Consider the following 527-nt stretch of genomic DNA (forward strand, 5'->3'; position numbering starts at 1 on the left):
ATCCAATATTCCGGCCATGATTGTTTGGGCAGCGATTATTTGTGGCGGTATCTTGATTGGCTTTGCTACCTACGGAATCGGTATGTTGTTTACCATGCCAATTTTGGGCTACGGTACATGGCACGCCTACCATGCAACCATCAAGAAAAAACACACGCCTTAACGGACAAATGCTATGATTCAGCCCTCGCCAACGCGGGGGCTTTTTATTGAATACACCGGAGTATGGATGGACATTGAACTGAGTTATAAAGCCAAGCAAGTCATGGCTGATTGTATCTCTTTGGCACAGCAGGCATTTAAGCGCTCATTCCCTATCCCAAGCATCACATTCAACGTTCGCGGCAAAGCAGCGGGAAAAGCCTACCTTCAATTAAATCAGATTCGTCTCAACCCTATTTTATTTAGAGAAAATCCACAGGCGTTTTTGGAAGAAGTAATTCCTCATGAAGTCGCCCACTTAATCACCTACCAAGTGTACGGCCGAGTTCGACCACACGGAAAAGAGTGGCGGGGCGTCATGGAAT

1 protein-coding gene is annotated in these 527 nt (G+C 46.3%); it reads left to right on the forward strand.

Annotated features, from left to right (window positions below; translation table 11 throughout):
- Nucleotides 1-229: 229 nt before the first annotated feature.
- The coding region (locus R7044_RS27830; RefSeq protein WP_225456322.1) for a SprT-like domain-containing protein at nucleotides 230-527 on the forward strand (298 nt) is incomplete at its 3' end.

The organism is Vibrio sp. 1402 (assembly GCF_033340275.1).